This window comes from Prochlorococcus sp. MIT 1201 (assembly GCF_047303415.1).
In the GTDB taxonomy this organism is placed as follows: domain Bacteria; phylum Cyanobacteriota; class Cyanobacteriia; order PCC-6307; family Cyanobiaceae; genus Prochlorococcus; species Prochlorococcus marinus_D.
In genome coordinates this window covers 131716-154118 of the sequence record NZ_CP138947.1, presented here as the reverse complement: position 1 = coordinate 154118, position 22403 = coordinate 131716, and the positions used below count along the sequence as shown (strand labels likewise).

The window sequence follows — 22403 nt, the reverse complement described above, 5'->3', positions numbered from 1 at the left end:
CGTTATGGCCTCCCTTTGTGTCTAGATCTGCTGACTGTATCCAGCCCAAGATAAGGAACGCAGCTAGATTTTTATCAATAAATAGCGCACCATGTACACCACTACAGCAACTGTTCTTCCTGCAAGCTATGCAGATCTGACTGGGTTTACAAAGGAGGAGCTGGCTGCTGAATACCAAGATAAGATCATGGCAATACTGAGCAATCAACATTCTGAACTCGAATACCTGAATTTCGGATATCAACTCAATCAAGTCGTCGAGGAAGCTCAAGAACGTGGTATCTCTGAAAATGAGCTTAAGGTTGCCTCAGAACTGCTCAAAGTTGCCTAAAGAACTACGATCACGCTTAAGCAAAGGCTATAAAAGTGAGACTAGCCAAAACATTCGAGTTGTGTTTAGGCCCTCTCACTATATTTTTAATCTTACCAAAGTTGGCTTAGGCTGCGATCAAGAATTAGTCAATCATCTAGATGCATTGACAATGCCGATATCTAAGTTGATTACCTAAGTGGGACTTCCTTGACATAAGATCTAATGCATATAAGACATGCCTAAAAAATTCAATTATATTTCATCCCAGGCATAAAACTTTATTTGAATGTCACATTGAGAACTGCGCGATCTACAAATTAAGCAACAAGGCAAAGACCATCATCAGTTATTCTTCAGTTGACTTTAAAAAGTCTCTTACCAAGCCGAAGAGGATTATAATGTCAATGATTTGGATAATTGAATAGGGCGATTAGTAGCATCATCTAACTCCATAATTGTTTTGAGATTAACGATCTGCAGCAAATGGGATGACCAAAGCCTTACTTTGTGGCCAGAGAAGTTAACGATTAATATTTTTAAAAAACCAAGAGGAACGAAGCGATCTTTACTATTGTTAATTCGCCAATAAAATCTAACAGTGTTAATTAGCAAAAGCATCACATGCCAGCAAAGCACTATCCCCAAAGCATGCAGATATTGATTCATCTCATGACCGGATTCTCTCAGAAACATTCAAACAATTCACTTTAGTCTTGCCTTGAAAAAGATCTCATGAGTCTCTTCTTAAAGAGTGAGCGTGAGATTCTTATGAACACCATCACAACACCAAAGAGAACAACAGCCATTCAAGAATAGTCTCCAGGGCATCTTGCTTGCATCATTCAAATAAGCTCCGCCTAAAGTCGGACCAATCTTGCTTTTGTCGACACGAAACTAGCATCAGCGGGAATCTGTTGATCTGAACAACTCAGAGGCCTCGCTTATCCAAATCCAGACAGGTGATTCAGATCTATCAGAAGTTGCGCTTCAACAAATAAAAAGTCAGGGGTAGTTTGCTTATCCCCCAGCAGTAGCAATGTACCTTAAAATGCATATAATTGTAATTATTTATACATGATATCGTGTCCCAAGCTACGCTGAATGAAAGTTTCTCGCTGTTTTTATTCTTGTGACGCAGGTCTGTACCGTAGATAATTTCCACAATGGTTGTCCCTGCAGGTTCCATCTTTATAGCGAGGGGTGCTGCATAATTTCAGACAAACTGAGAAGCAATGTTGTATGGGAAAAATATTTGCACAATGTATTTGAAAGGTTTATTGATAAAGATAGTGTTGTCATTGAAGGGGGATGCCATGTTGGCTCCCATACATTAAAGCTTGCATTTCTTGCACAGCATGTGCATGCATTTGAACCACTACCAAGTAGTTTTTCGTTGCTTTCCAAAAATGCTGAGATAAATGGATTTCAGAACATCACTCTTCATCAGAAGGCACTTTCAAATGTAAGTTCAATAGCTCATTATGGCTGGTCTACTGCTCAAAATCCAGGGGCATCTGGGCTAGCTAATAATCCTATGGGTCTGCCAGAATGGCATGACCCAAACGCAAAAAAAATAGAGGTTGAAACTACTACGATTGATAGTCTTGGCCTTAAAAGGCTGGATTTTATAAAATTAGATATTGAGGGCTATGAGCCCTTAGCGATTAAAGGGGGATTAACAGCGATAGCTGAATTTCAGCCAGTTATCACAATGGAGGTCTGGTCAGACCATGCAGGGACACTGGATATCAATCATCCAAAAAAGATTTTCGCAGAATTGCTTGATCTTGGCTATCTCTATGGGCAAATAGGCTCTACACCTGATTTCCTATTTATCCATAAATCCCGAATCTAGGTTGACAGAAAGTATCAATAAAAGATTTTAATTCGCTTCAGGCACAATTCATTTCGTACATTCGCTCCCATGCCAGGTAAGTAATTTTCTACTTGGTTGCGCTACTGATCGTTGCTTCTTGCGTGCAGGGCTTCCCTAGCTCTTTGGGTTGTTACCTAGCTATCTCCTCAAATGCTTCGATATGGCTTGTCTGATGGATGTTGAATTGAATGCCATAATTTAATTCTTATAAGGCATTGGCAACTCGCACTCTGCCCCTTTCTCGGCTTGCTGCTCCAATTCTTACGGCTTAATAGCTTTGGTGGTTGTCTCTGAGTGGAGAAACCGCTTAAGAGGGCCTAATAAATGTAAAAAGACCACCAAAAGCCTACTGCCTAAAAAGCGCTGAAAAGCATTGTAAGGTTAGGCTGATAGGAGATACTATGCTGAACTGAAGTACAAAGCTTCTTCCATAAAGGTCTGTTGATTTCGGGAGTAAATTCAAATCAGAACCTACCTTTAGCAGAGCCTTTAGTGGTTGTGGTGATGCATTGAGGCGCCAGTGACTTCTCTGGCGCCTCAATGCAAGCGAGACGCACTTTGATTGCTCAAGAAGCTACAAAAACATTGAGTGTGTCGCCATCCTCAACAGAGAGCACTTCTACTGTGTTTAAAGGGTCTGAAGAGAGAGCGACGAGGATGATAAGGAGTACCTTGCCAATAATCGATGAAGAGCTTATAAGCATCTCTTGCTAGCTAAAATTTGGCAAAGCAGGATTCTTCTAATTCTAAATTCTCCTTGTCTAAGTGAAATTAAAAGGTTATTCCTCAGGATAGGCGTTAAATGCGTAAATCTCCCATCCCAAATATGATGGCCCATAAAAGTCAATACGGACAAATCGAAGTTTATTTCTTTGAATATAAATAGTGGGTTAATGACTCCTCATCGATTCATAGAACCCCTTTCTTTGGCTTATCCTTAAATGGTTGCGCGCCAATATTGGGCGGTACATTTTTACTCTTCTCAGAAACAACTGCATTTCCCATGCCTCCCATTACTCCTTTGATCCAATTAATGAATCTTGCCAATGGCGCCTCTGAATCGTGCTTTTGATCAGTCATCATAAATTCCCGACTTATTCAATACTACATGATCACCCGCACAAATGCAAAATCTGCTGAAGGATTCCTTATTCAATTAATTACTGAATTCAAAAAATGTTTATTTACCGCTATTGATAGCGCAAGTTCCCTTCAGCCAATTCTTCTGATCATTATGAGTCAATCATAGGGTAGCCAACTCTAGCAAGAGACTGATTCCTGGAGCATAGACTTCATTCATCTCACCTGCCAAAACCCTCATTTTAGTGAACAACTTTTTAGCCTAGAGCAAGATCAATCGTCTTAAAGAAGGAGTGCTAAAAAACCTATCCTTAGCTTCACTGAGATATAGAGAATCCAAAAGATAAGCTTAAGTCTATTAATAATAGGCTTATCTCTAAACTAGTCCAATGCGAAGAGAGCAACGAATACTCTTGCCGCCAAGATGGCCTTCGGTATCCAAGCACCCACAATAACTTGCATCTGCATGTCTAATTAGGCCATAGAATAGACATCATTCCCATTCTTGCGCCCATATCTAAAACGATAGATGTAGATTTTGAACCATTGATATTTTACGGGAACCGCCTTACCGATCCGCCTGCCTTTGATTAACTATCAATAGTGAGATAGTTGGGGGATTTAATAGTATAAAAATCTTGGTATTAGCTGAGCAAACAGCGGACTTTGAGTCAAGACATGACGACATAAACTGATGCTCATCGAGGTAATCAATCTAGCATTTGACACATCTAAAAACAATTGAGTTCATGAATTAATCTAGTCAAAAAAGAATATAAGAACATTAATCAGACCGCACAATCTATCTGGTCTAGGATAAGCAGAAAGAAATCTTTGTATGAACATCAGCACAGGCATGACTTGGTAGCAGTAATCAAATACTTACGAGTCCAGCTGTAATAGTGTCGAAATTGGCCTGACAAGCACCTGAGATCCTGCTAACTGAGAAAATACCAGCTTCCCAAGCAAGTTGAATGCTCACCTTCTTATTGAGACAAGTCAAATGACTTACGCAAAGAAATAAAAATGCCTACACCTCCTCTCACCAAGAACACTCTGACTACTCTGAGGGCATGCAAAAAATCTCTTGGATCAATTGAAAGACAGCAGCATCTTGAGGCTCATTGAGCAATTCCAGTTATCCCCACATCCCGAGGGAGGCTGGTACCGGGAAGTCATCCGAAGTGATCTAACAGTAAAGCGAAGTGATGGTCATCAACGCAATGCCATCACAGGGATCTTTTTTCTCTTAGGCAAGGATGATAAAAGTTGTTGGCATTGCGTTGATGGTGCAGATGAAATCTGGATTCACCTTCAGGGAGCACCGCTCTCTCTTTGGCGACTAGATCCAAATAGCAATGAAATCGTCAGATTGACTCTGGATGCAGCACAGCCAATGCAAATGATCCCCGCAGGATGTTGGCAAGCTGCTTGCAGCCAAGGTGCCTATACCTTGGTGAGCTGCTGTGTTGGTCCAGGTTTTGACTTCGAAGACTTCAAGATGCTTCGAAACATCCCCAAGCAATGCTGGCCAGAGAACGCCATTCGTGAGCTGATTTGATGCCGCCGTATTCACCAAAGCGCCGATGCCTGAAGGCTAAAAATTAAGCGGTAATTCCACTTATGGCCATCTCTCTAGCACCTCCAAGGTTTGTGTGTTGGAAGCGCAGCTGAAGGTTTACCACCGCCACATCACCCAGCATTGAAAAATTGGATAAGCGCAAAGCCAATCTATGAGGCAGAGTTGCTTGATCTTTAAGCATCTCTAACCGCACAGCTCTTCCGTGACAAAAAAGCCTTGGTTTACCGCAAACATCCATGCCCCAGGAACAGGACTAGCCTTGGCCCTGCTCGCCCTAACCCAAGTTCCAGTTGCCACTGAGGCAATTCTCAGGGTTTACTGCATTATTGAGATGCACAGTTACAAGCAATACGATCTCCCCAGGGCGACTCGCTTTTGCAACGGTGGCTAAAGGTTCGGGATCCCCTTGTTCCATTCCACCATTGTTGCCTAGGGGAACCTATGAGGAGCTCTTGCGCTCTTTAAGAAGGGCTTCTGGAGTGAACGACCACTCGGGCTGCTGAGCTTTGAATGTTTTGGCCTTGAATCCGAATGTGATGCCATTGATGTTGACCAGCCCTTTGAACTCATAGAAGTTTTTCTGAGCACTAACGATGAGGTACTTGTTGTCCCTGCAAGGTGCTCTGCCTTGTTCGTCTCTCACTCTTGTAACTTCAGCATCTTCTCCAAATTCTTGCTCAGCGCAGTAGGTGATGAACTTCGTGGTTGGCGTAGGGTCCATCAGCAAACTGTAGCCACATGTTGTGTCTGTCATTCAAGCTTTATGTTCAACACCACGCAATCGGAACAGGAGGGTTCACGACGAGCCCTTCAGGTGTTGCAGAAAAGCCAGATAACTTCCAAGAAAAATTGACAACCCCGAAGGATGAGTTGAACATAAATAACTGCAATAAATGTGAACCGCTATCGACCAAGAGCTTAATACTAAACTTTATCGAAGTCAGCATTGAGCGCCAATAATAAATGGTTTTGAGAGTTTTGAAATGCTGAGATTGGTCACCACAATCTGCAAAACAATCCTCAATCCCTGAGCCTTTCAATACCTCCCAGCCAACCACTTCATCATCAAGTATTAAACTGATAATTATTATCTCAGATGCCATTATCACTGGGGAGCCTGAATGCAAGTTAATGTCATTAGACAGTCACTTAACTGGAAAGGCATCTCGATCACAAGCCAGAAGCTTAATCGCAAACATAACTCACTATTAATATCAATACAGGCATACCCAATCGGATGCCACAGGAAGCAAGAAGAACAAACAAAAGCCAAAGGCCCTGCCTTACTTGACCCCAAGGCCTCATCAGCCCGTTCAATTCAAGACAAAGAAGCCTGGCAAAAGGGAACAATCCGCAATGATGAAGAAGAAGAAGAAGTTAAAGAACCTGAAAATTGGCTTCAATAAACAATCTCCCCAATCACTCGTCCTCATTGTGATCGGTTGGCATTAGCAATATGAAAATCCAAGCACTGATCATTAAGGCCATAATTGTTTCTACTACGCCGGGAGACACCTCTGGCAATTGATCCATCGCCCCAATTCTCCATTAGTATATCTAAAGCCAAAATCTTTTCAGCGAAAACGTATAAATCTCTAAAGACTATTAACGTTGCAGAGGTTTTGCTAGAAGCCCTATAACCACACTGCAATCCTTTGCTTATGTCTTTGAGGCTTGGCCTGTTAGAGCGAGCTTCTTGCGTTGAATCGAGCCTGACATCCAGCCAAAACACCATTGATATATGTGTCTTAAGGCTAATCAGCTTCTCTGGAGACAACACCAGGTAAAAACTACCTCCTTGAGGAACTGGTTGCCAGAGGTGACCAAATCAACTATCCAAACAGAAATCTAGCTATCGATAAAAACAAATAATATGAGGCATAGATACAGTTGAAAACTAGTAGTTGATGCCTAGCAATGGATCAACACTATGAGGTGAGGAGATTTGTTAAAAGTTGAGTCTTGCGGTGCCGTCTAAGCCTCCATGCTGATCAAAAAGCCCATGAGTGTGGTTATTACGGCCTTCTGTATCCCATATTGAAGCCATTGATCTTCATAGGCTATTTGCAGACATTTGCTTATCCATGACTGAAGAGACCACGACCAAAAAGGACTGCATCAGCAAAAAGAGCTCAATGCTTGCTTATGGCGTCATTCAGATCACCGCCACCGTTGTCTCCGCAATCTCTCTTGCTGCAATTGCTCTGGGTGTCTGCTCCATCAAACAAGAAAGCAAGGTATTCAACGGCTGCGTAGAGGAAACCATCGCCACAGGCAGGAGCAATGCTGAGGCAGTTCGCTTCTGCAATGGAGGCAACTGAAAAGAAGCAGTTATTCCTCCTGCGCCTCTAATCCAACCTGGTTCCATTTGAATGAGGAGTCTGAGGACGCAGACACCCTGAGAATGAGTCCTGCACTTGAGGGCAGCCAAAGCGGGTGCCCTTCTTCATGCCAAGGGTTTGCTATTTTTTGCATTGGGACGTGTGATTTAGCAATAGAAACGTATTAAGCCCCTTATTTCCTTCAGGGTGTTTCGTCAATTCTTCAAGGTTTGCTCTATCGCCCCATTAGCTTTGCTGTTGGATAGCAAATGTCATGGCGAGTTCTGATGATGCCAAGCTTCGCCCTCTTCCCAATACAGCGGCCCTGAGTGGGGTACTTGAAGCGTTTGCATTTTTTCGCGATCCAGCCTTTGCACAGAAGCGCTTTGAGCGTCACGGGAATGTTTTTGAAACATCACTGCTCGGACAGCCAATGGTGTTCATTCAGGGCGGGCAAGCGATTCGTGATCTGCTCGCTCAACCCAACGCAGTAGAAGGTTGGTGGCCAGAGAGTGTGCGGCAGCTGTTGGGCAGCCATTCGCTGGCTAACCGCAACGGAGCCTCCCATCGAGCACGCAGAAGAGTGATAGGCCAACTGTTCTCGGCCTCAGCACTACAGCGCTACAGCGCTGGCATCATCAGCATGGTTCAAGATCTTGCCGACGAACTCCAAGCTGCAAAAACAGCTCTGCCTCTCGCAGAGAGAATGCGTCGTTTCGCTTTCTCGGTGATCGCCACGACGGTTCTCGGATTGGAGGGTACTGATCGCGATGAGTTGTTCGTTGATTTCGAGATCTGGACCAGAGCCCTCTTCTCAATACCGATAGCTCTTCCAGGTAGCTCCTTTGCCAAAGCGCTTAAGGCACGGGAACGGTTGTTGAAGAGGCTTCAGAAAGTGCTTTTAAAAGCATCCAATGGCAAGGGTGGTCTTGATCTGCTTGCTGGAGGTCTCGATGAAGCAGGACTTCCTTTAACGGACGAAGACGTGGTGGAGCAGCTTCTGCTTCTTCTGTTCGCAGGCTACGAAACCACGGCTTCTTCGCTCAGCTGTCTGATGCGGGAGCTGCTTCTCAACCCGCAAGTGGAAACATGGCTGCGAGAGGAAATCGATGGACTTGACTGGCCTCCAGCACCCGAGCAGGCCACCACTGCCTACGACCAGGTCAACGCACCCAAACTAGACGCTGTCGTTTCTGAGGTGATGCGACTCACGCCAGCGGTGGGAGGGTTTTTTCGCCGCACGAAATGCGCCTTGGTCATCGACGGTGTGGAAGTGCCAAAAAACCGTGTGGTACAGGTTGCTCTGGCAGCTTCTAACCGTCATGGTGCTGGCGATCTGGAAGCCTTTCGTCCCCAGCGCCACCTAGATGATGGCTGTTCAGCAACCCTGCTGCCTTTTGGGGGGGGAGAGCGAGTATGCCTAGGCAAACCACTAGCAGAACTTGAAATACGTTTAATGGTGGTCGGCTTGTTTCACCAGTTGCGACTTCACTTGATCCCTGATCAAGACCTCACTCTGCAAATGCTGCCAAGCCCTACACCCCGAGATGGCTTGCTAACAAAGGTGCTTTAGGAAGCTCAAAAGTGATTCTCATGGATTCTCATTTAGACAAAAATAATCAAAAAACGACAGAAGAAGCCAATGAGACAAGATCTAGCGTTGAATATGGCAGACGTTATGCAATAGCAAAATTCATGCATACCTAAAACTCTTTTTCTGTAATGCTTCTGCGCTGGTTACCAATTGATGTAGCCACCCCTCTACAGGGAATGAAGCAATACATAGCAATTTTGGCCTTTTAAGCCACTATCAAAAATTAGATAGTCAACAACCTATTTCGAACACAAGAACTTAAACCATGGCTACAAACATAACAAAAAGGCTAAGCAAAGGCTTTGTCTCATTGACTACCTATCAAAAATGGGTCGTTCTTTTACTCGGATGCATTGCCTTATCTCAGATACCAACAGCTGTCAATCAAACAGTAGGGGCATTTTCAGGCATGAGTTGTCGCAACGCATTTATTCATGGTCGTCTTCCACTCAAATAGAGACAATTCCAGGCTCCATTACGCCACACCGTTCGTGATGATTGACACCTTCAAAAGAACCGAGCTCATGGCCTAAATTCGCAACAAGGGCCATTGGTCAATTTTATCCTTAAACCTCGGTAGCTCCAAAACATAATCGACCGGCACAGCGTTAAGTCGCAATCGATGACTTTCGCTAGTTTGAAACCCTTTCATACAGTTAGGGTTTTCAACTTTTAGACTTGCTTGCAATATCCGCCTATTTCTTGAATCCAATCACGCGCCTAGTCAGCAAACGAAACGGAAGCCATACGTTCATCCCAATATTATAGGAAGCAGACGATCTGATCAGGCTTAGAACGTTTCAACTCCATTCATCACAAGCTTCGATGCAGGCGTCTTTCTTACTTGAGGGTTTGACTTCCATGAATAGAACAAACCTAGAGCCTAATAAAAGAAAGCACTGCTGGTCTGGAAGATTTTGGTGCTTGCTTGTTTCAGTGAGTGGAGAGTGTAAAGGGGCTACAATTGATTGATATTTTGACATTGAAACGTGTCAGTTCTCGATCGCTACAGCACGTTCTGGACTCAGGGTTTTGACTTCAAGGGACGAACCAAGCGCATTGACTACTGGACCATTGTTCTCGTCAATGTTCTGCTCGGTCTTGTTCTAGGGCAGCTGCAAGGAGGATTTTACTCGATTTATGCACTGTTTGCTGTTGCCAGCATTGTTCCTGGAATTGCCATGCAGGTTCGTCGAATCCGCGATACCGGCCGTCATTGGCAATGGATTTTCATCGCTCTGATTCCGTTCATTGGGGCCTTATGGCTGCTTTGGATTGTGATCGGCCCTTCGGCTGAGAGTTCGCAAGAGGGATGAATCACTGATACAGCTTGATCAATGGATCCTAAAAGGCCTTATTTTTAAACTTGGTGGAAATAGTTAATTGTAGCAAAATCCTATCTTGAAACCTTTACCTTTAAGTAGCTGCTACCTCCAGCATTTGATCCAGCTAAGCCTACGATTCATATCCTGAAGGTTGAGCTTACTAGAGCATGTTTATTTTGCAATCTTGCTTATGCTCTTTGGCAATATTAACTACATCATCAGCACTTATGCTTACTATTGACTGCTATTAAATTGAAGCCCAATCTTCAACTCTGCCATAGGGCACGCGCTTGAGATTCACCTGAGTAGCTATAGCGATGCACCCTTGATACCGAATGCAAAGTCAGGCCTCTATTCAAAGGTGAATGCTGAAACTACAGAAGTGAAATGAAACCAGATCCCCTCCTTGAGATGTTGCGTTCTCAACCCTCGCCAAGCGTCGCTTGAGTGCTATCGATGCATGGGATGCATCTAGCAACAGATTGCTATCGCTATTCAGCCAATCAGGCGAGGAGGTGGGCTATCGCTTGATGGGTTGCCAATTGTTTGCGGGGCCCGAGAAAGAAGGGCCCCTAAGCCACCTCATCCGGGAATCCCGCCCAGGCCCCCTCGAGCCCAAGGGGGTTGTAGTGGCTTTGTTCAGGTCTAGATCTGGATGCTTGAGGAGTCATTGGTGCTAACCAGACAGTTCTCTTACTCCCTCTGCAAAAAGGCTTGGCACCATTGTTCTTCGGGCTCAGAGCTCTAGATGAAAAGGCAAAAAGAAACCCCGCCAAAGGCAGGGTCTCAAGACTTCTCTTTGGAAGTGTTTCCTTGTTTCCACTCCGAGGAGAAGTCCTCCTCACAAATGAACCTTAACGATGCAAGCTGTCACTGTGCCAGTTGACCGTGTCAGTTCCACAGCCGTCACGAGCTGTTCGCTTGGCGTTGCTGTACTGAAGACTATTCAGCTCCAGACACTACTTCCAGTGAGTTGGCTGGCAGAGCGCACTGCTCTTTTCCTTTTTCAAAGCCTGCTCAGCTTGGTGCATTGCAATCAGAGAAGCCTCAATACGACGCAACTCTGCCTCTCGTATGGCTGTGTGCTTATCCAAAGTGAAAATACTGTTTGGAGTGCATGTAGCAAGCTGTGGTTAGCGCTCTCAACTTGCGAACAATACAGAATGCTTTCGGGGCGACCATGAGCATGGATGCTTATCCATTCATTTCCAGCAAGCCGCCAAAACGCCGCACTAATGAGAAGCTGGCTGATACAAATAAGCATTTATCCCTGCTGACGCCTTGGTCCTGCTTGCTTAGACCTAGATCAGGAGTCCGAGGACGTAGAAACCCTGAAAACCTGTCCTGGACTTGAGGGCATCCAACGCGGGTGCCCTTCTTCATGTCAGGTGTTTGCTCTGCTTATAAAAAGCTAAGCATGTCTTGGATCAGTCTGTGTTCGAACTCATCGATGGCATGAGCCAGGTCACTGCGTTTTTAAAGAAGTTGCGTCAACTTATGGATAGCGGTGAAGGATGAAAACAAAAAGTCATCACCGCCCCAGGGCCAGAAAGCAAATAAGAAAAGCCCTGCTCTCAGGCAGAGGGCTTCACTGGCCAACACGGGGAGTACGTGATCACGCTTCTGTGGGCCATTCCTGGGGATACCGATAGGAGGGGTCTTAACACTGAGGAATTTGAGAGTCTTCTTCTGATCTTTCGACTGTGGGATCCCTATAGCAACGCTCTTCAATGATCGGCTTGATCCCTTCCTCCAACTCTCGTAAAAGCTCTTCTCTAAAGCTGTCGATATTTTCTAGTGTGGGGTGCACAAACCCGGCCTCTTTTGCATCCCAAAACAGCGCCTGAATCGTTCGATGAAAGAGGGGGTGTCTTAGAGGCATGAAGTCAAATGGAGGGAGCGCCCCACTAGGAAAACATCAACTCAGCCTGAGCCAAGCGGCCTCTAGCTGTTAGCCAGTTCGATGGTGTCTCTCCACCTCTCTGGCGCAATCTCGCCCCTCAAGCCTCACCCGTATCTGGAGAGCACCGTTGTTGTCCCTCACCCTCGGTGGTTTCTTCAACATCCCTCTCCGCTGCATGGGATTCGGGCTTAGGGCTGACATCCCTGAAAGCCAAGCCAGATCCATTGATCCAGTAGCTCTTCTTAGCCCTAGGGAATCTCAGCACGAGATCCAGTGCTCTTCTGGCTTGGGTTCTGGCTTATGGAGTCGGGAGAGCCCTGAGCATTACTGAGCGATTCCTTCAAAGCCACTGCAACCACGAGGCATCGGCACCCCGCGCCGCGCCCGCGGCGACAAGATCCATCACAAGTTCGCCGTGATCAACAACAAAAAAGTGATCACAGGCTCATTTCATTGGAGCCCTACTGCAGCTCACCCCAACGAGGAAACGCTGCTGTTGATTCATTCACACCAACTTGCGAAACACTTCACCCGTGAAATGAACCGTCTCTGGCGTGGTGCTGAACTGGGCGTCCCGCCAGGTCTGGGCGCTGATGGCAATAGCGACAGCAGCGATAACGACATTGCTGGCACTGAATTCCAGGATCCGTTGAGTGGTTAGAACAAACTAGCAGCAAAGCTTATTGCAAGAAACATCTTTTTCATGTCCCCATAATATATTTTACTGGCTTAGCCAGTGCACTTTTGAGCTATTCAATAGTGCGAGGTCTTGCCTTCCTATTCATACAACCCAATCAATAACCTTAAATATTCATAGCCGCCTAAAGATTGTGCTTATTCAAGGGTCGGATAAGTAACGAGTCATGGTAGGTCCTATAACTCTCAATCAATAATCACCTAAGTAGGCAAAGCTGATTGATTCAGTTCGAACTGCGATCAAATGAATATTTCTATGACCCCATGCTAAAACTGCGAAATCCAAGGCAGTCTCAAGTGGAATTAGAGGAGCCCCCCTCCCCTTAGGTTCTTCTGGAGTGTATTAATCAAGGTGGCCTCCCAGCCCTCAAAATCGCTAGCGGCAGGCCGTTGTTCGTGGTTCACCAGGCCGCCAACACTGTTGATACTCCTGTGATTAATTCCGTTTTTGCTTCTGAGATAGTTCGCCAGCCGATTGCTACACCGCTGAGCCTTGGCGCTAAAGCTAGAAATTGATCTCGCACCCTGCGGCAGCGATCAAATTGTTTGCTAGTTACATCTGTAACCAGAACCACTTCACCTGCCGCCTGTTGTGCTTTTAGCCATGGATAGTGATGCCTTGACATTCCTGAGGCGCAAAGTCGCCGAATCAATACAGGATTTAGAAGTTCTTTATTTACTTAGAAGCGATTAACTGATTTATTCGTGCAATCTTTTAAGCAAACCCTTTGTCATTAACAGTGCACTTCCGCTAACAGAGCAGCATCTTCTCGTCCTATACTAAAACTATCTTCAAACAGGAAGACTTAAGTCTTGATTGGCTAGGCCATTGACATGGGATTCCTGAAGTTTGATCGTAATCAAGTCAAGAAGATTGCATTTGAAGCCTATGAGGCTGGGCTGAGCAAGATAGAGATCGCAACAGCTCTTAGTCCATTAGCAAGCAAGTCCACGATTAACCGTTTGATCGCTGAAGCCAAAAAAGAGACTTTGAGTAGAGATAGTCATGCTTAATGATGTTCTCTAAATTGAAAGTATCCCTCCGTGCTGATTGAGGAGCCCATGGCACGCACAAGGCTGATCGCCAAACGGGAGGTACGCCATGAAGCCGCCATCGACCTGCTGCACTGGTGCGACAGGAACCCAATGAAGACAGCCACCGATGAAGCACTCAGCGCCGAGCTCTTCCAATCCCGAACGTCATTGTTCAAAGGATCCAAGGAACATTTCGAACAGACACCCCTTGAATTACAACGCTCGGTCCGCATGGACCGCATCCGGCAACTGCTTCTGGACCCAGCTCGTCGTGCCAGCCAAGGGCTCAGCGGGATTGGCGACACGGCTGCAACTATGGGCTTCACCAGCCGCAGCCACTTCGCTCGCCGCTATCAGGAGTACTACGGAGAACAACCGCAGGACACACTCGCTTGAGGGCTGAAACGCACAACCTGAGCCTGCCTCAGAAAACCTGCACGAATGGGCTTAACAACCAGTTGAACAAACAACAGAGCCCGAAGAAAATGGAATCCGAAGTGTCTATGATGTCCGGTAAATAAATGGAGAAGCATCGGAGACACGGAGGAGACCAACGACAGCTGCAACAAGAAACAACTCAATCCGCTTATGGAGCTACAAAACAAGACAGACTACTACCCCTCTCGTGGATCAAGGTCAATTCGATAAAGCGGTTGCATTAGATCCAGTCATCCAATCCAACCCTTTTGCCAGGAGCTTACCTAAGCAATGGCTGTTTACTTCGTTTCAACAACTGGTAATGACGCTGCTGAAGGGAGTCAGGCTTCTCCATTTGCCAGTATCAGTTATGCCGCAACGATTGCTCAACCTGGTGATGTTATCAATGTACGCGGTGGAACCTACCGTCAGAAGGTCGAGTTAGACAATATTCACGGTAGAGTTGATAATCCAATCACAATCAAAAACTACCAAGATGAAGAGGTAGTTCTTTCAGGAGCACAGCAAGTAACAAGTGCCTGGGAAAGGCATGAAGGCAATATATGGACAACGACGTCTGATGTGGATATTACACAACTATTTTTGAATGGGAAAATGCTAACCGCTGCACGATGGCCAAACATCGACACCGACTGGGATTATCTTGACGCTACTCATAATGGGAAATTACCAGACGGTAATTACTTCAATACATGGGCTAGAAATTCGACGTCTGATGAGTTTGGGGTGTATCACAACAATGAAGAGAAATATAGCCTGACTGATTTAAATATTAGCCTTACAGGCGCCATGCTGGTGCCTCAGAAATCACTACAACGATTTGATTATACAGCTGCAGAGATCAGCGCCCATCAAGCCGGATCAAATACTTTTGAATTGGAAGATGAGGCTGAAAAGTCTATTCAAAGCAAAAGCTGGAAAAATGAGAATAGCGAAGTTGTCTGGAATAGCGACCAGCAATGGGCGCGAGGCGGCTTTTCTTATTACATTACAAACCATCTTGGGCTTTTAGATCAGCCGTCTGAGTGGCACTACGACGAGAGTGAGAACAAGCTTTATGTATGGCTCCCAGATGGCCAGAACCCTAATGATGCAGGACTAAATATAGAAGCCAGAGTATTTGAAGACGGCAATTATGAGGCCTCACGAGAGGATTACCTGTTGAGTATAAGTAATAGCTCCCATCTGGTGCTTAAGGGGATTAATACATACACAGGGGCATTTAAGCTTGATCACACTACTGATACTACATTTGAGGACAGTCGATTTCTATACATACGCCAGCCAGGATATATGCTGGGGTCAGACAAAAGAACATCGACGAATAATACATACAATATCTCTGGAGATGCAAACCTCACCTGGCGAAATTGCGAATTTGCTAATTCATATGATGGGATGCTCATCATGGGTGGGCTTAAATTCTTTAATGGAATCACAATTGATAATTGCTATTTCCATAATATTGCCCGTGGCTCTGGCTTTATAGCCGCTCGAAACGCTTCTGATTTCAAGCTGACCCAATCAACCGTGCATACAGGAGCCTATGGCGGTGTGATGCAAGTTCCTAAAGGTTCAGAAGTCTCTTACAACCACTTTTATGGCTTTTATTTTGATGGAGATGACTCTGTTCTCCAGGTTCCAGGGAACACAACCGTTGGTACCACGATTCATCACAACTGGATTCATGATGCTGTAGGACGGAATGGTATTCGATTTGATGGAAATCCTGCCGGTATTGACGGAACGGCGCATCACAATGTGTTGTTTCGGAATCGTCGAGGTTCTCGCTGGAAGGGCGATCAGCACACGCTGCTGAATAATCTTGCTTTTCACAATACTCGATATGATATAGGCATTTCAGAGGACAAGTTTTATGGATGGGATGCTGATGGAAATCTAATTAGAGACAAGAACAGCCCAATGAAGGGTAATTTCAATTCTGTTGCTCATAATAATGCTGGCAATAATAATCTTAGGATACCTCAGGGTGACAGCCCTGAGAATAAAACGAATAACTGGGAACGTCCACATCGGTGGGGGCGTGGGATTGAAAATGAATTAATGGATGTGCATAGCTATGACTTTCGGCCGAAACCCAGCTCTACTAATTTTATAGATCAGGGTAAACATATTCCACTGTTTAATGATGATTTTATAGGGACAGCTCCTGATATTGGGGCCTACGAATATGGAGCAGAGAGCTATTGGATTCCTGGACATCAGACCGAAAAGGCAAGAATACCGATACCATTCAATGGTGCAACTACTGTCAGTCAACACTTTATTACGCTTGAGAAACAGGACGCTGACTTGATCTGGCTACCTGCTCGTGAGGCAAAAGCGAACCGAGTTTGGTTGGGTACGGATCCAGATGAATTAACTTTTTATGCCGAACAAACTACTAATATTTTCGATCCTGGAAGTTTAAATCCTGGCACAACATATTACTGGAGAATTGATACCGTAACCCAGGATGATCTCATTGTTGAAGGTGATGTCTGGAGTCTTACTCCTGACCAACAAGAACAGATTATCGTGCCTGATCTACATATAGGTGATCCAGGGAATTCAGGAGATCTAAATCAGAGTGATCTTGGTTCGGTGGACTATAGCTTCTATATTTCGGAGACTGAGATCACTAATGAAGAGTACGCTGCATTTCTTACTGCAACCAATAAACCAGAAGGTAGTCTTAATCCTAAGATGCAGATCTCGCTAGTAAGCGATGGATATTATCTGGCAGATGAGGGTGTAGAAGAAGATCCTGTAAGTTACGTTAGTTTTTGGAATGCGGCACGTTTTGCTAATTGGTTGAGCTCAGGTGATCCTCAAAAGGGTGTATACAAGATTGATGGACAAGACTCAACAGATTCAATCATTGCCCGCAATGAAGCAGAGTGGCAAAAGGGAGGTGTTGCTGTTGCTAGTCATGATGAATGGTACAAATCTGCCTACTACAGTGGAACTGATACGGGTGCAGCAGATGGAAGTGGCTATTGGAATACTTCAAAACAGGCTGATTCAATAGATCAGGCAACAGAAGAGAAGAGTCACTATGGCTTTATCGACAAACCAGCATACGAATGGACAGATACTATCTCAAATTTCAATATCGGTGAAAATGGAGAGCTTCATCAGCAATTATTGCTAGAGACTGGAACAGTTAATCAGAGCTCTAGTCAAAAACCATCATGGACTAAAAACATGACGTTTCGTGTTACTAGTCTCAAACCAATTGGGAATGGCCATCCTCAGCCAACGAATGCAGCTCCTGCATGGCTAGCCGACCAATGGTCTATGGAGGACGGATACGTCAATGAATCATATAGTTATTCAATTAAGTCTCATGCTATTGATTCAGAAGATGAATTACTGGCATTTCAAAAGCTGAGTGGTCCTTCATGGCTGACGATTCAAGCGAATGGAGAGGCAACAGGAACACCAAGCGAAGAGCAAGCAGGTGTCAATGAGTTTGTAATCCAGGTATCTGATCCTGGTGGACTAACTGCTGAAACAGAATATCCAGTTAGCCTTCAAGTTTTGCATACTGATGCACCGCAAATATATGGCTTATCTGAAGGACAACAGATACAAATCATGGAAGATAGTAAAGAAGTTGTTGCGTTGAGTTCTGATGAGGAGGTTGCTTGGACTCTTGGCGGAGAGGATGGCAATTTATTTCAAGTACTATCCAGCAAACTAAGCCTTATTGATGCACCTGATTGGGAAAGTCCATTAGATTCTGATGAAGACAACATATATAACGTAAGTGTCATAGCGACTAATACAAGCGATAAAAAGCGCCAGCGGAATATCACAGTGGAAGTTCTAGATGACAATGTTAGGCCAACGGGAATCACTATGTCCAAATCAGTAATCCCAGAAAACACAGCGAGTAATACAATTTTCGCAAAATTAATAACACAAGATGCGAATATCGAGGACAACCATAGCTATCAATTAGCCGATGGTGACGGTGATCTTGACAATGACTCATTCTCCATAGTTGATGACCAGCTTGTCATTAAAGAACCTGCAGACTACGAAACAAAAGATGAGTATTTTGTTCGTATACAGTCAAAAGACAACAAAGGCTTGTCTTACGAACAGCCAATCAGACTGACAGTATCTGATGAAAATGATAAACCAATCAGCCTAAATATATCCAATGCATCAGTCATGGAAAACAGCAGTGGCGGTACAGTCATTGGGCAATTATCGACTCTTGACCCCGACAATAACGATGCCCATAGATATGAATTGGCAGCTGGGTTGGGCAATGAAGACAATACATTCTTTGCAATATTAGACGACAAGCTCGTAATCAATCATTCGCCGGATTACGAGACAAAAAATTCATACAATCTACGCGTAAGAAGCACTGACAAGGCGGAAGCGAGCCACGAGCAAGCATTGAATATCTCTGTTGGCAACAGACCGGAACTCATTATACCAGTGGTCAAGGTGAGTGATGGAGGCAATTCAGCAGATAATAATGGTCATGGAAATGTTGAGTATGACTATTACATCACTGAGAGTGAAATTACCAATTCTCAATATGCTACTTATTTAAATGATATTGGTGGAGAGAGCTGGGTTAACAAAATGGCAATTGCAAAAGACGGCTCTAGCTTTATCGCTCATCCAGGGAGAGAAGATGATTCAGTAACGTATATTAGTTTTGAGGATGCAGTGAGATTTGCGAATTGGGCAACGACTGGTGATACTAATCAAGGAGTTTATGATCTAACGGGATCAGCAGAATCAATTAGCAGAGACTCCGAAGTGTGGGCATCTGGTGGTGCAAGTGTGCCCAGCTTAGATGAGTGGTATAAAGCTGCCTATTATAGTGGTGAAGAAGAAGGTGCTGATGGAGACGGCTATTGGCATTTAGCCTCTCAGGTCAATACAAGTGATGATCCGAACGGGAAAAGTCATAGTCATTATGGACTGATTGAGAATTCAGGCTGGGAGTGGACTGATACAAAGAGTTTTGATGATGAAAATAAACGTATATTAAGAGGTGGAAGTGCTTCTTCTGAGCGTGAATATACAACGGCGTATCAGAAGAATTTAACTTTTCGCCTTTCGAGCTTAGAACCTATCGGTAATGGCCTCAATTCAATCGATAATCTTCAGCCCATATGGCAGATAGTTGGCTGGAAACCAGCTGCAGATGCAGGAGTTGGTGATGTGTATTCTTATTCCGTCTCTGACAAAGTCAGCGACCCTGAGAATGATCCAATCACGTTCTCAATGATTGAAGGTCCCAATTGGATATCAGTAGAATCTGATGGCAGTATTCGTGGCACACCAGATGTAGATGATTTAGGGGATAGCCAATTAATCATAAGAGCTACTGACTCTACTGGCTTGTATCACGACACACCGATCCCTCTTTCAATTGAAGTTGTTGATACCTCAAAAGAGCCGATCTATGAAATTACCAGTTCACCAAGTTCATTGGATGAAGGTCTTACTTTAACAACGGTTGTTAATACAACCAATGTTGAAGAAGGCAGTGAGCTCTATTGGAAGCTTGCTGCTGATGGCGATAGCCTGATTATAGAAGCCGATTTATCGGCTGGTGATCTAACAGGCACTGCTGTTATTAATGCAGATGGGCAATTTACTGTTAACCATCAATTTGCGAATGATCAAATAACAGAAGGAACCGAAAGCTTAAGGCTGCAAGTTTATTCTGATCCAGACTTTAATCAACTAGCAGCAGATGGCCCTCTCGTAGAGATTTTTGATACGTCTCAGGAGGCTAGTTATCACCTTTCCACATCATCGCAATCTATTTATGAAGGAGAGGTTCTAACTACGAATATCACTACAGCGTTTGTTGAACCTGGCACTGAGTTGCATTGGTCTATTTCGGGTGCTGGTATTAATCAAGGAGACTTTGAAGTAGGTGCATTAACAGGGTCAGGTCAAACCGATGCTGATGGCAAGTTTTCCTTCTCCCATACGCTCAGGAATGATCAAACCAGAGAAGGGCCTGAGAACTTAGAAATCAAACTGTTCAATGATGATTTACGCAGCGAGCAAGTAGGCAATACAGCCTCTGTGGAAATCAAAGATACTTCGATGTCAACAAACTACGTTCTTCGTGGTGATTCGGCTTATGTCGTTGTTGATGGCCCGTCATGGCAAGAAGCAGATGCCTATGCCCAAAGCATTGGCGGCAATCTGGTCACGATTAATGATGAAGCAGAGAATGAATGGCTCCTGAATGCATTTAAAGGTGAACCATCAAATTCATTGCATATTGGTTTAAAAGAAAACAGCAATGACGATGTACATGAATGGGCGTCGGGAGAAACAAGCCTCTATAGGAACTGGGAGGCAGGAGAGCCGAATGGTCTAAATGATGGCAATGCAGATCAAACAGTTGAGTTTTATTTGAACTCTGGTCGCTGGAATGATCATCCAGATGTCCAAACCAAAGGCATAGCTGAAATATCCCTAACCAGAGCCAGTCCTGATATTGCCAATCAATGGACGCCTAATCCACAAGCCACAGCAGATAGCGACCTTGAACTTAGCTATAGCCTCCATACAACCAATGGCACTAGCTCGCAAACTGATCTCAAGCAGCTTGCTGTGCTTGGTGATTCGGTTGATTGGAGTGATACCTATCGCCTTGATATCACAGCCAAGAGCTTGGCAGCTGGATACAACCTAGAAACAGCAGATATCACGATCAACTTTGATCCTTTTCTCTTTAACGAAATCAAAGCATCGGATATCACGATTGGCGGCCAACTACCCATCGCCAATGCGGTACGCGTTGATAATGATGTCGGCAGCATCCGTATTGCTGCTGCAAGTCTTGGAGATCTAGATCCAGGAGATCTCTATGGAAACCATCTCGCCGATGCCGTAGCAAACATCGGTGCGGATGCTGCTGTTTTGGCGTCGATTGAACTGGATTTCAACGAGTTCCGCCTCGATACACTCACCCAAAACTCCAATGGCAAGATCCTTGATCCCAGTACACCACTGTTCTTTGGTTTAAGTGCAAATCAAGATGAAACCGTTTTCTCTAAAGCCTTAGATAATGGCAGCGGCTTTAGCAATCGTGAAATCAAGAGTTTGCGCGATCTTGGTGGTGATTTAGCTGTTGATGGAACCAAAGTCACCCTGTATGAAGCCGCCATCAACCTAGAAGAGCAAGGTGATGGCCTGATTCTTAGTACTGAGCGTGTGATTGGTAGCTATGACCCCATCTCTACAAATTTGGTTCGTTCAGGTGCCACCATCTCAACGACAAGCACCTGGACCAATGTTGGCAATATCGAGGCGCAAAACATCCAAGTCACAGGCATCACCAACAGCAATGCAGAACTGGTAGAAAGCGAGAGTTATTTTGCCTACCAAGGCATCGGCGCGAACGGTGATCAGCTCACGCGCAACAGCCTCAACAGCGGCAGATTTAGTCCAGACACAGGAGAATTTGACTCCACCGCGCAAGAATCTGGCCAGTTGCATGCAGCAATCAAGATCACTGGTGCTGCAGGCAATGTTGTTGATCTCAGCCAAGGCATCCTCAGCCTTCAAGCAGCCGGCTCAGACGTCTTTAAAAATCAAAAGGGCTCCAAAAACCTAATCACCTTCCAAGGCGATCTCAATTACGACGGCCGCGTTTCAATGAAAGATCTGGCTTATCTCAATGCTGGTGCTGCAAGGCAACAACAAGCCAGTGAGCATCCAGATGCAGTGGATGCCAATAGCGATGGCTTTGTTGATGCCAGTGTGGCGCGAGGAGTCGATGCCAACTTTGATGGCCAGATCTCGATGGCTGATTTAGCTGTCTTGGATGCCGATTGGGGCCAAAGCCTGCATCAACAACCAATTAATGGCGGCAATGGAACACAATCAAGCTTTACCGGTTCTGATCAAATCTCCTGGGATGAACTCGATAATCAGGGAACAACAGGCGATGCAGCCTGGGATAACCAAGCTTTTAAAGATCAAAATGCCGTAGAAGCCGGCAATGACTTTGTTGAATCACTCGAATCACCAGCGGCTGTGGGTGTGATCGGCGCTGATGGCAATAGCGACAGCAGCGATAACGACATTGCTGGCGACTATTTCCAGGATCCGCTCACCGCTTAACGGCCTCAAAGCCAACAACAAGGCTGCCAGGCAGAGGCAAGGATAAAAAAAGCCAAAAGAAAAAGGTTTAAAGGCTAAAAAGCAGCTCTCGCAAGCCTTTGAGCCAGCTCTTC

15 protein-coding genes and 1 pseudogene are annotated in these 22403 nt (G+C 44.9%); 11 read left to right on the top strand and 5 right to left on the bottom strand.

Going from position 1 to position 22403, the window contains the following annotated elements:
- The first annotated feature begins 91 nt into the window (after window positions 1-91).
- The 3 genes from SIB41_RS00575 to SIB41_RS00565 all read left to right on the top strand — a co-directional run bounded on the left by SIB41_RS00575 (window position 92) and on the right by SIB41_RS00565 (window position 4830).
- A complete protein-coding gene (locus SIB41_RS00575) occupies window positions 92-331 on the top strand; it encodes a hypothetical protein (protein WP_413359616.1) in 240 nt (79 codons plus the stop codon).
- A gap of 1111 nt (window positions 332-1442) precedes the next feature.
- Window positions 1443-2168 carry an FkbM family methyltransferase gene (locus SIB41_RS00570; RefSeq protein ID WP_413359614.1) on the top strand — a complete coding sequence of 242 codons (726 nt, stop codon included), beginning with the start codon at window positions 1443-1445 and terminating at the stop codon, window positions 2166-2168.
- A gap of 2188 nt (window positions 2169-4356) precedes the next feature.
- Complete coding sequence (locus tag SIB41_RS00565) at window positions 4357-4830, top strand: cupin domain-containing protein (protein ID WP_413359611.1); 474 nt, start codon at window positions 4357-4359, stop codon at window positions 4828-4830.
- Window positions 4831-4873: 43 nt separating this feature from the next.
- On the opposite strand, the gene SIB41_RS00560 is transcribed toward SIB41_RS00565, so the two are convergent.
- The 3 genes from SIB41_RS00560 to SIB41_RS00550 form a co-directional block, all read right to left on the bottom strand.
- Entirely contained in the window at window positions 4874-5032 is a 159-nt protein-coding gene (locus SIB41_RS00560) for a hypothetical protein (RefSeq protein WP_413359609.1), read from the bottom strand.
- Between the two features lie 258 nt (window positions 5033-5290).
- A complete protein-coding gene (locus tag SIB41_RS00555; protein ID WP_413359606.1) occupies window positions 5291-5605 on the bottom strand; it encodes a hypothetical protein in 315 nt (104 codons plus the stop codon).
- A 13-nt stretch (window positions 5606-5618) separates the two neighbouring features.
- Window positions 5619-5954 carry a hypothetical protein gene (locus tag SIB41_RS00550; protein ID WP_413359604.1) on the bottom strand — a complete coding sequence of 112 codons (336 nt, stop codon included), beginning with the start codon at window positions 5952-5954 and terminating at the stop codon, window positions 5619-5621.
- A gap of 18 nt (window positions 5955-5972) precedes the next feature.
- On the opposite strand from SIB41_RS00550, the gene SIB41_RS00545 reads away from it, so the two are divergent.
- The 4 genes from SIB41_RS00545 to SIB41_RS00530 all read left to right on the top strand — a co-directional run bounded on the left by SIB41_RS00545 (window position 5973) and on the right by SIB41_RS00530 (window position 10082).
- On the top strand, window positions 5973-6257 hold the full coding sequence (locus SIB41_RS00545; protein ID WP_413359602.1) for a hypothetical protein: 285 nt from the start codon (window positions 5973-5975) through the stop codon (window positions 6255-6257).
- Window positions 6258-6935: 678 nt separating this feature from the next.
- Window positions 6936-7172, top strand: coding sequence for a hypothetical protein (locus SIB41_RS00540; RefSeq protein WP_041384596.1), 237 nt, complete (start codon window positions 6936-6938; stop codon window positions 7170-7172).
- A 274-nt stretch (window positions 7173-7446) separates the two neighbouring features.
- Entirely contained in the window at window positions 7447-8745 is a 1299-nt protein-coding gene (locus SIB41_RS00535; protein WP_413359599.1) for a cytochrome P450, read from the top strand.
- A 1010-nt stretch (window positions 8746-9755) separates the two neighbouring features.
- The gene (locus SIB41_RS00530; RefSeq protein ID WP_413359597.1) at window positions 9756-10082 is read left to right on the top strand and encodes a DUF805 domain-containing protein; all 327 of its coding nucleotides are present in this window, start codon (window positions 9756-9758) and stop codon (window positions 10080-10082) included.
- A gap of 1669 nt (window positions 10083-11751) precedes the next feature.
- Here SIB41_RS00530 and SIB41_RS00525 read toward each other — a convergent pair.
- Complete coding sequence (locus SIB41_RS00525; protein WP_063398172.1) at window positions 11752-11973, bottom strand: hypothetical protein; 222 nt, start codon at window positions 11971-11973, stop codon at window positions 11752-11754.
- 148 nt (window positions 11974-12121) lie between these two features.
- On the opposite strand from SIB41_RS00525, the gene SIB41_RS00520 reads away from it, so the two are divergent.
- Both SIB41_RS00520 and SIB41_RS00515 read left to right on the top strand, forming a co-directional pair.
- Window positions 12122-12325: a hypothetical protein gene (locus SIB41_RS00520; protein WP_413359595.1), complete on the top strand. Its 204-nt coding sequence runs from the start codon at window positions 12122-12124 to the stop codon at window positions 12323-12325.
- A gap of 27 nt (window positions 12326-12352) precedes the next feature.
- Window positions 12353-12655 (top strand): annotated as a pseudogene (locus SIB41_RS00515) (phospholipase D-like domain-containing protein); the annotation flags it as partial.
- A 436-nt stretch (window positions 12656-13091) separates the two neighbouring features.
- Here the strand turns inward: SIB41_RS00515 and SIB41_RS00510 are convergent.
- On the bottom strand, window positions 13092-13316 hold the full coding sequence (locus tag SIB41_RS00510) for a hypothetical protein (protein WP_413359592.1): 225 nt from the start codon (window positions 13314-13316) through the stop codon (window positions 13092-13094).
- Between the two features lie 418 nt (window positions 13317-13734).
- Between SIB41_RS00510 and SIB41_RS00505 the strand changes: the two genes are divergently transcribed.
- Together SIB41_RS00505 and SIB41_RS00500 are read left to right on the top strand one after the other, a co-directional pair.
- Complete coding sequence (locus SIB41_RS00505; protein WP_413359590.1) at window positions 13735-14121, top strand: helix-turn-helix domain-containing protein; 387 nt, start codon at window positions 13735-13737, stop codon at window positions 14119-14121.
- A 312-nt stretch (window positions 14122-14433) separates the two neighbouring features.
- On the top strand, window positions 14434-22290 hold the full coding sequence (locus SIB41_RS00500; protein WP_413359588.1) for an SUMF1/EgtB/PvdO family nonheme iron enzyme: 7857 nt from the start codon (window positions 14434-14436) through the stop codon (window positions 22288-22290).
- Window positions 22291-22403 lie beyond the last annotated feature (113 nt).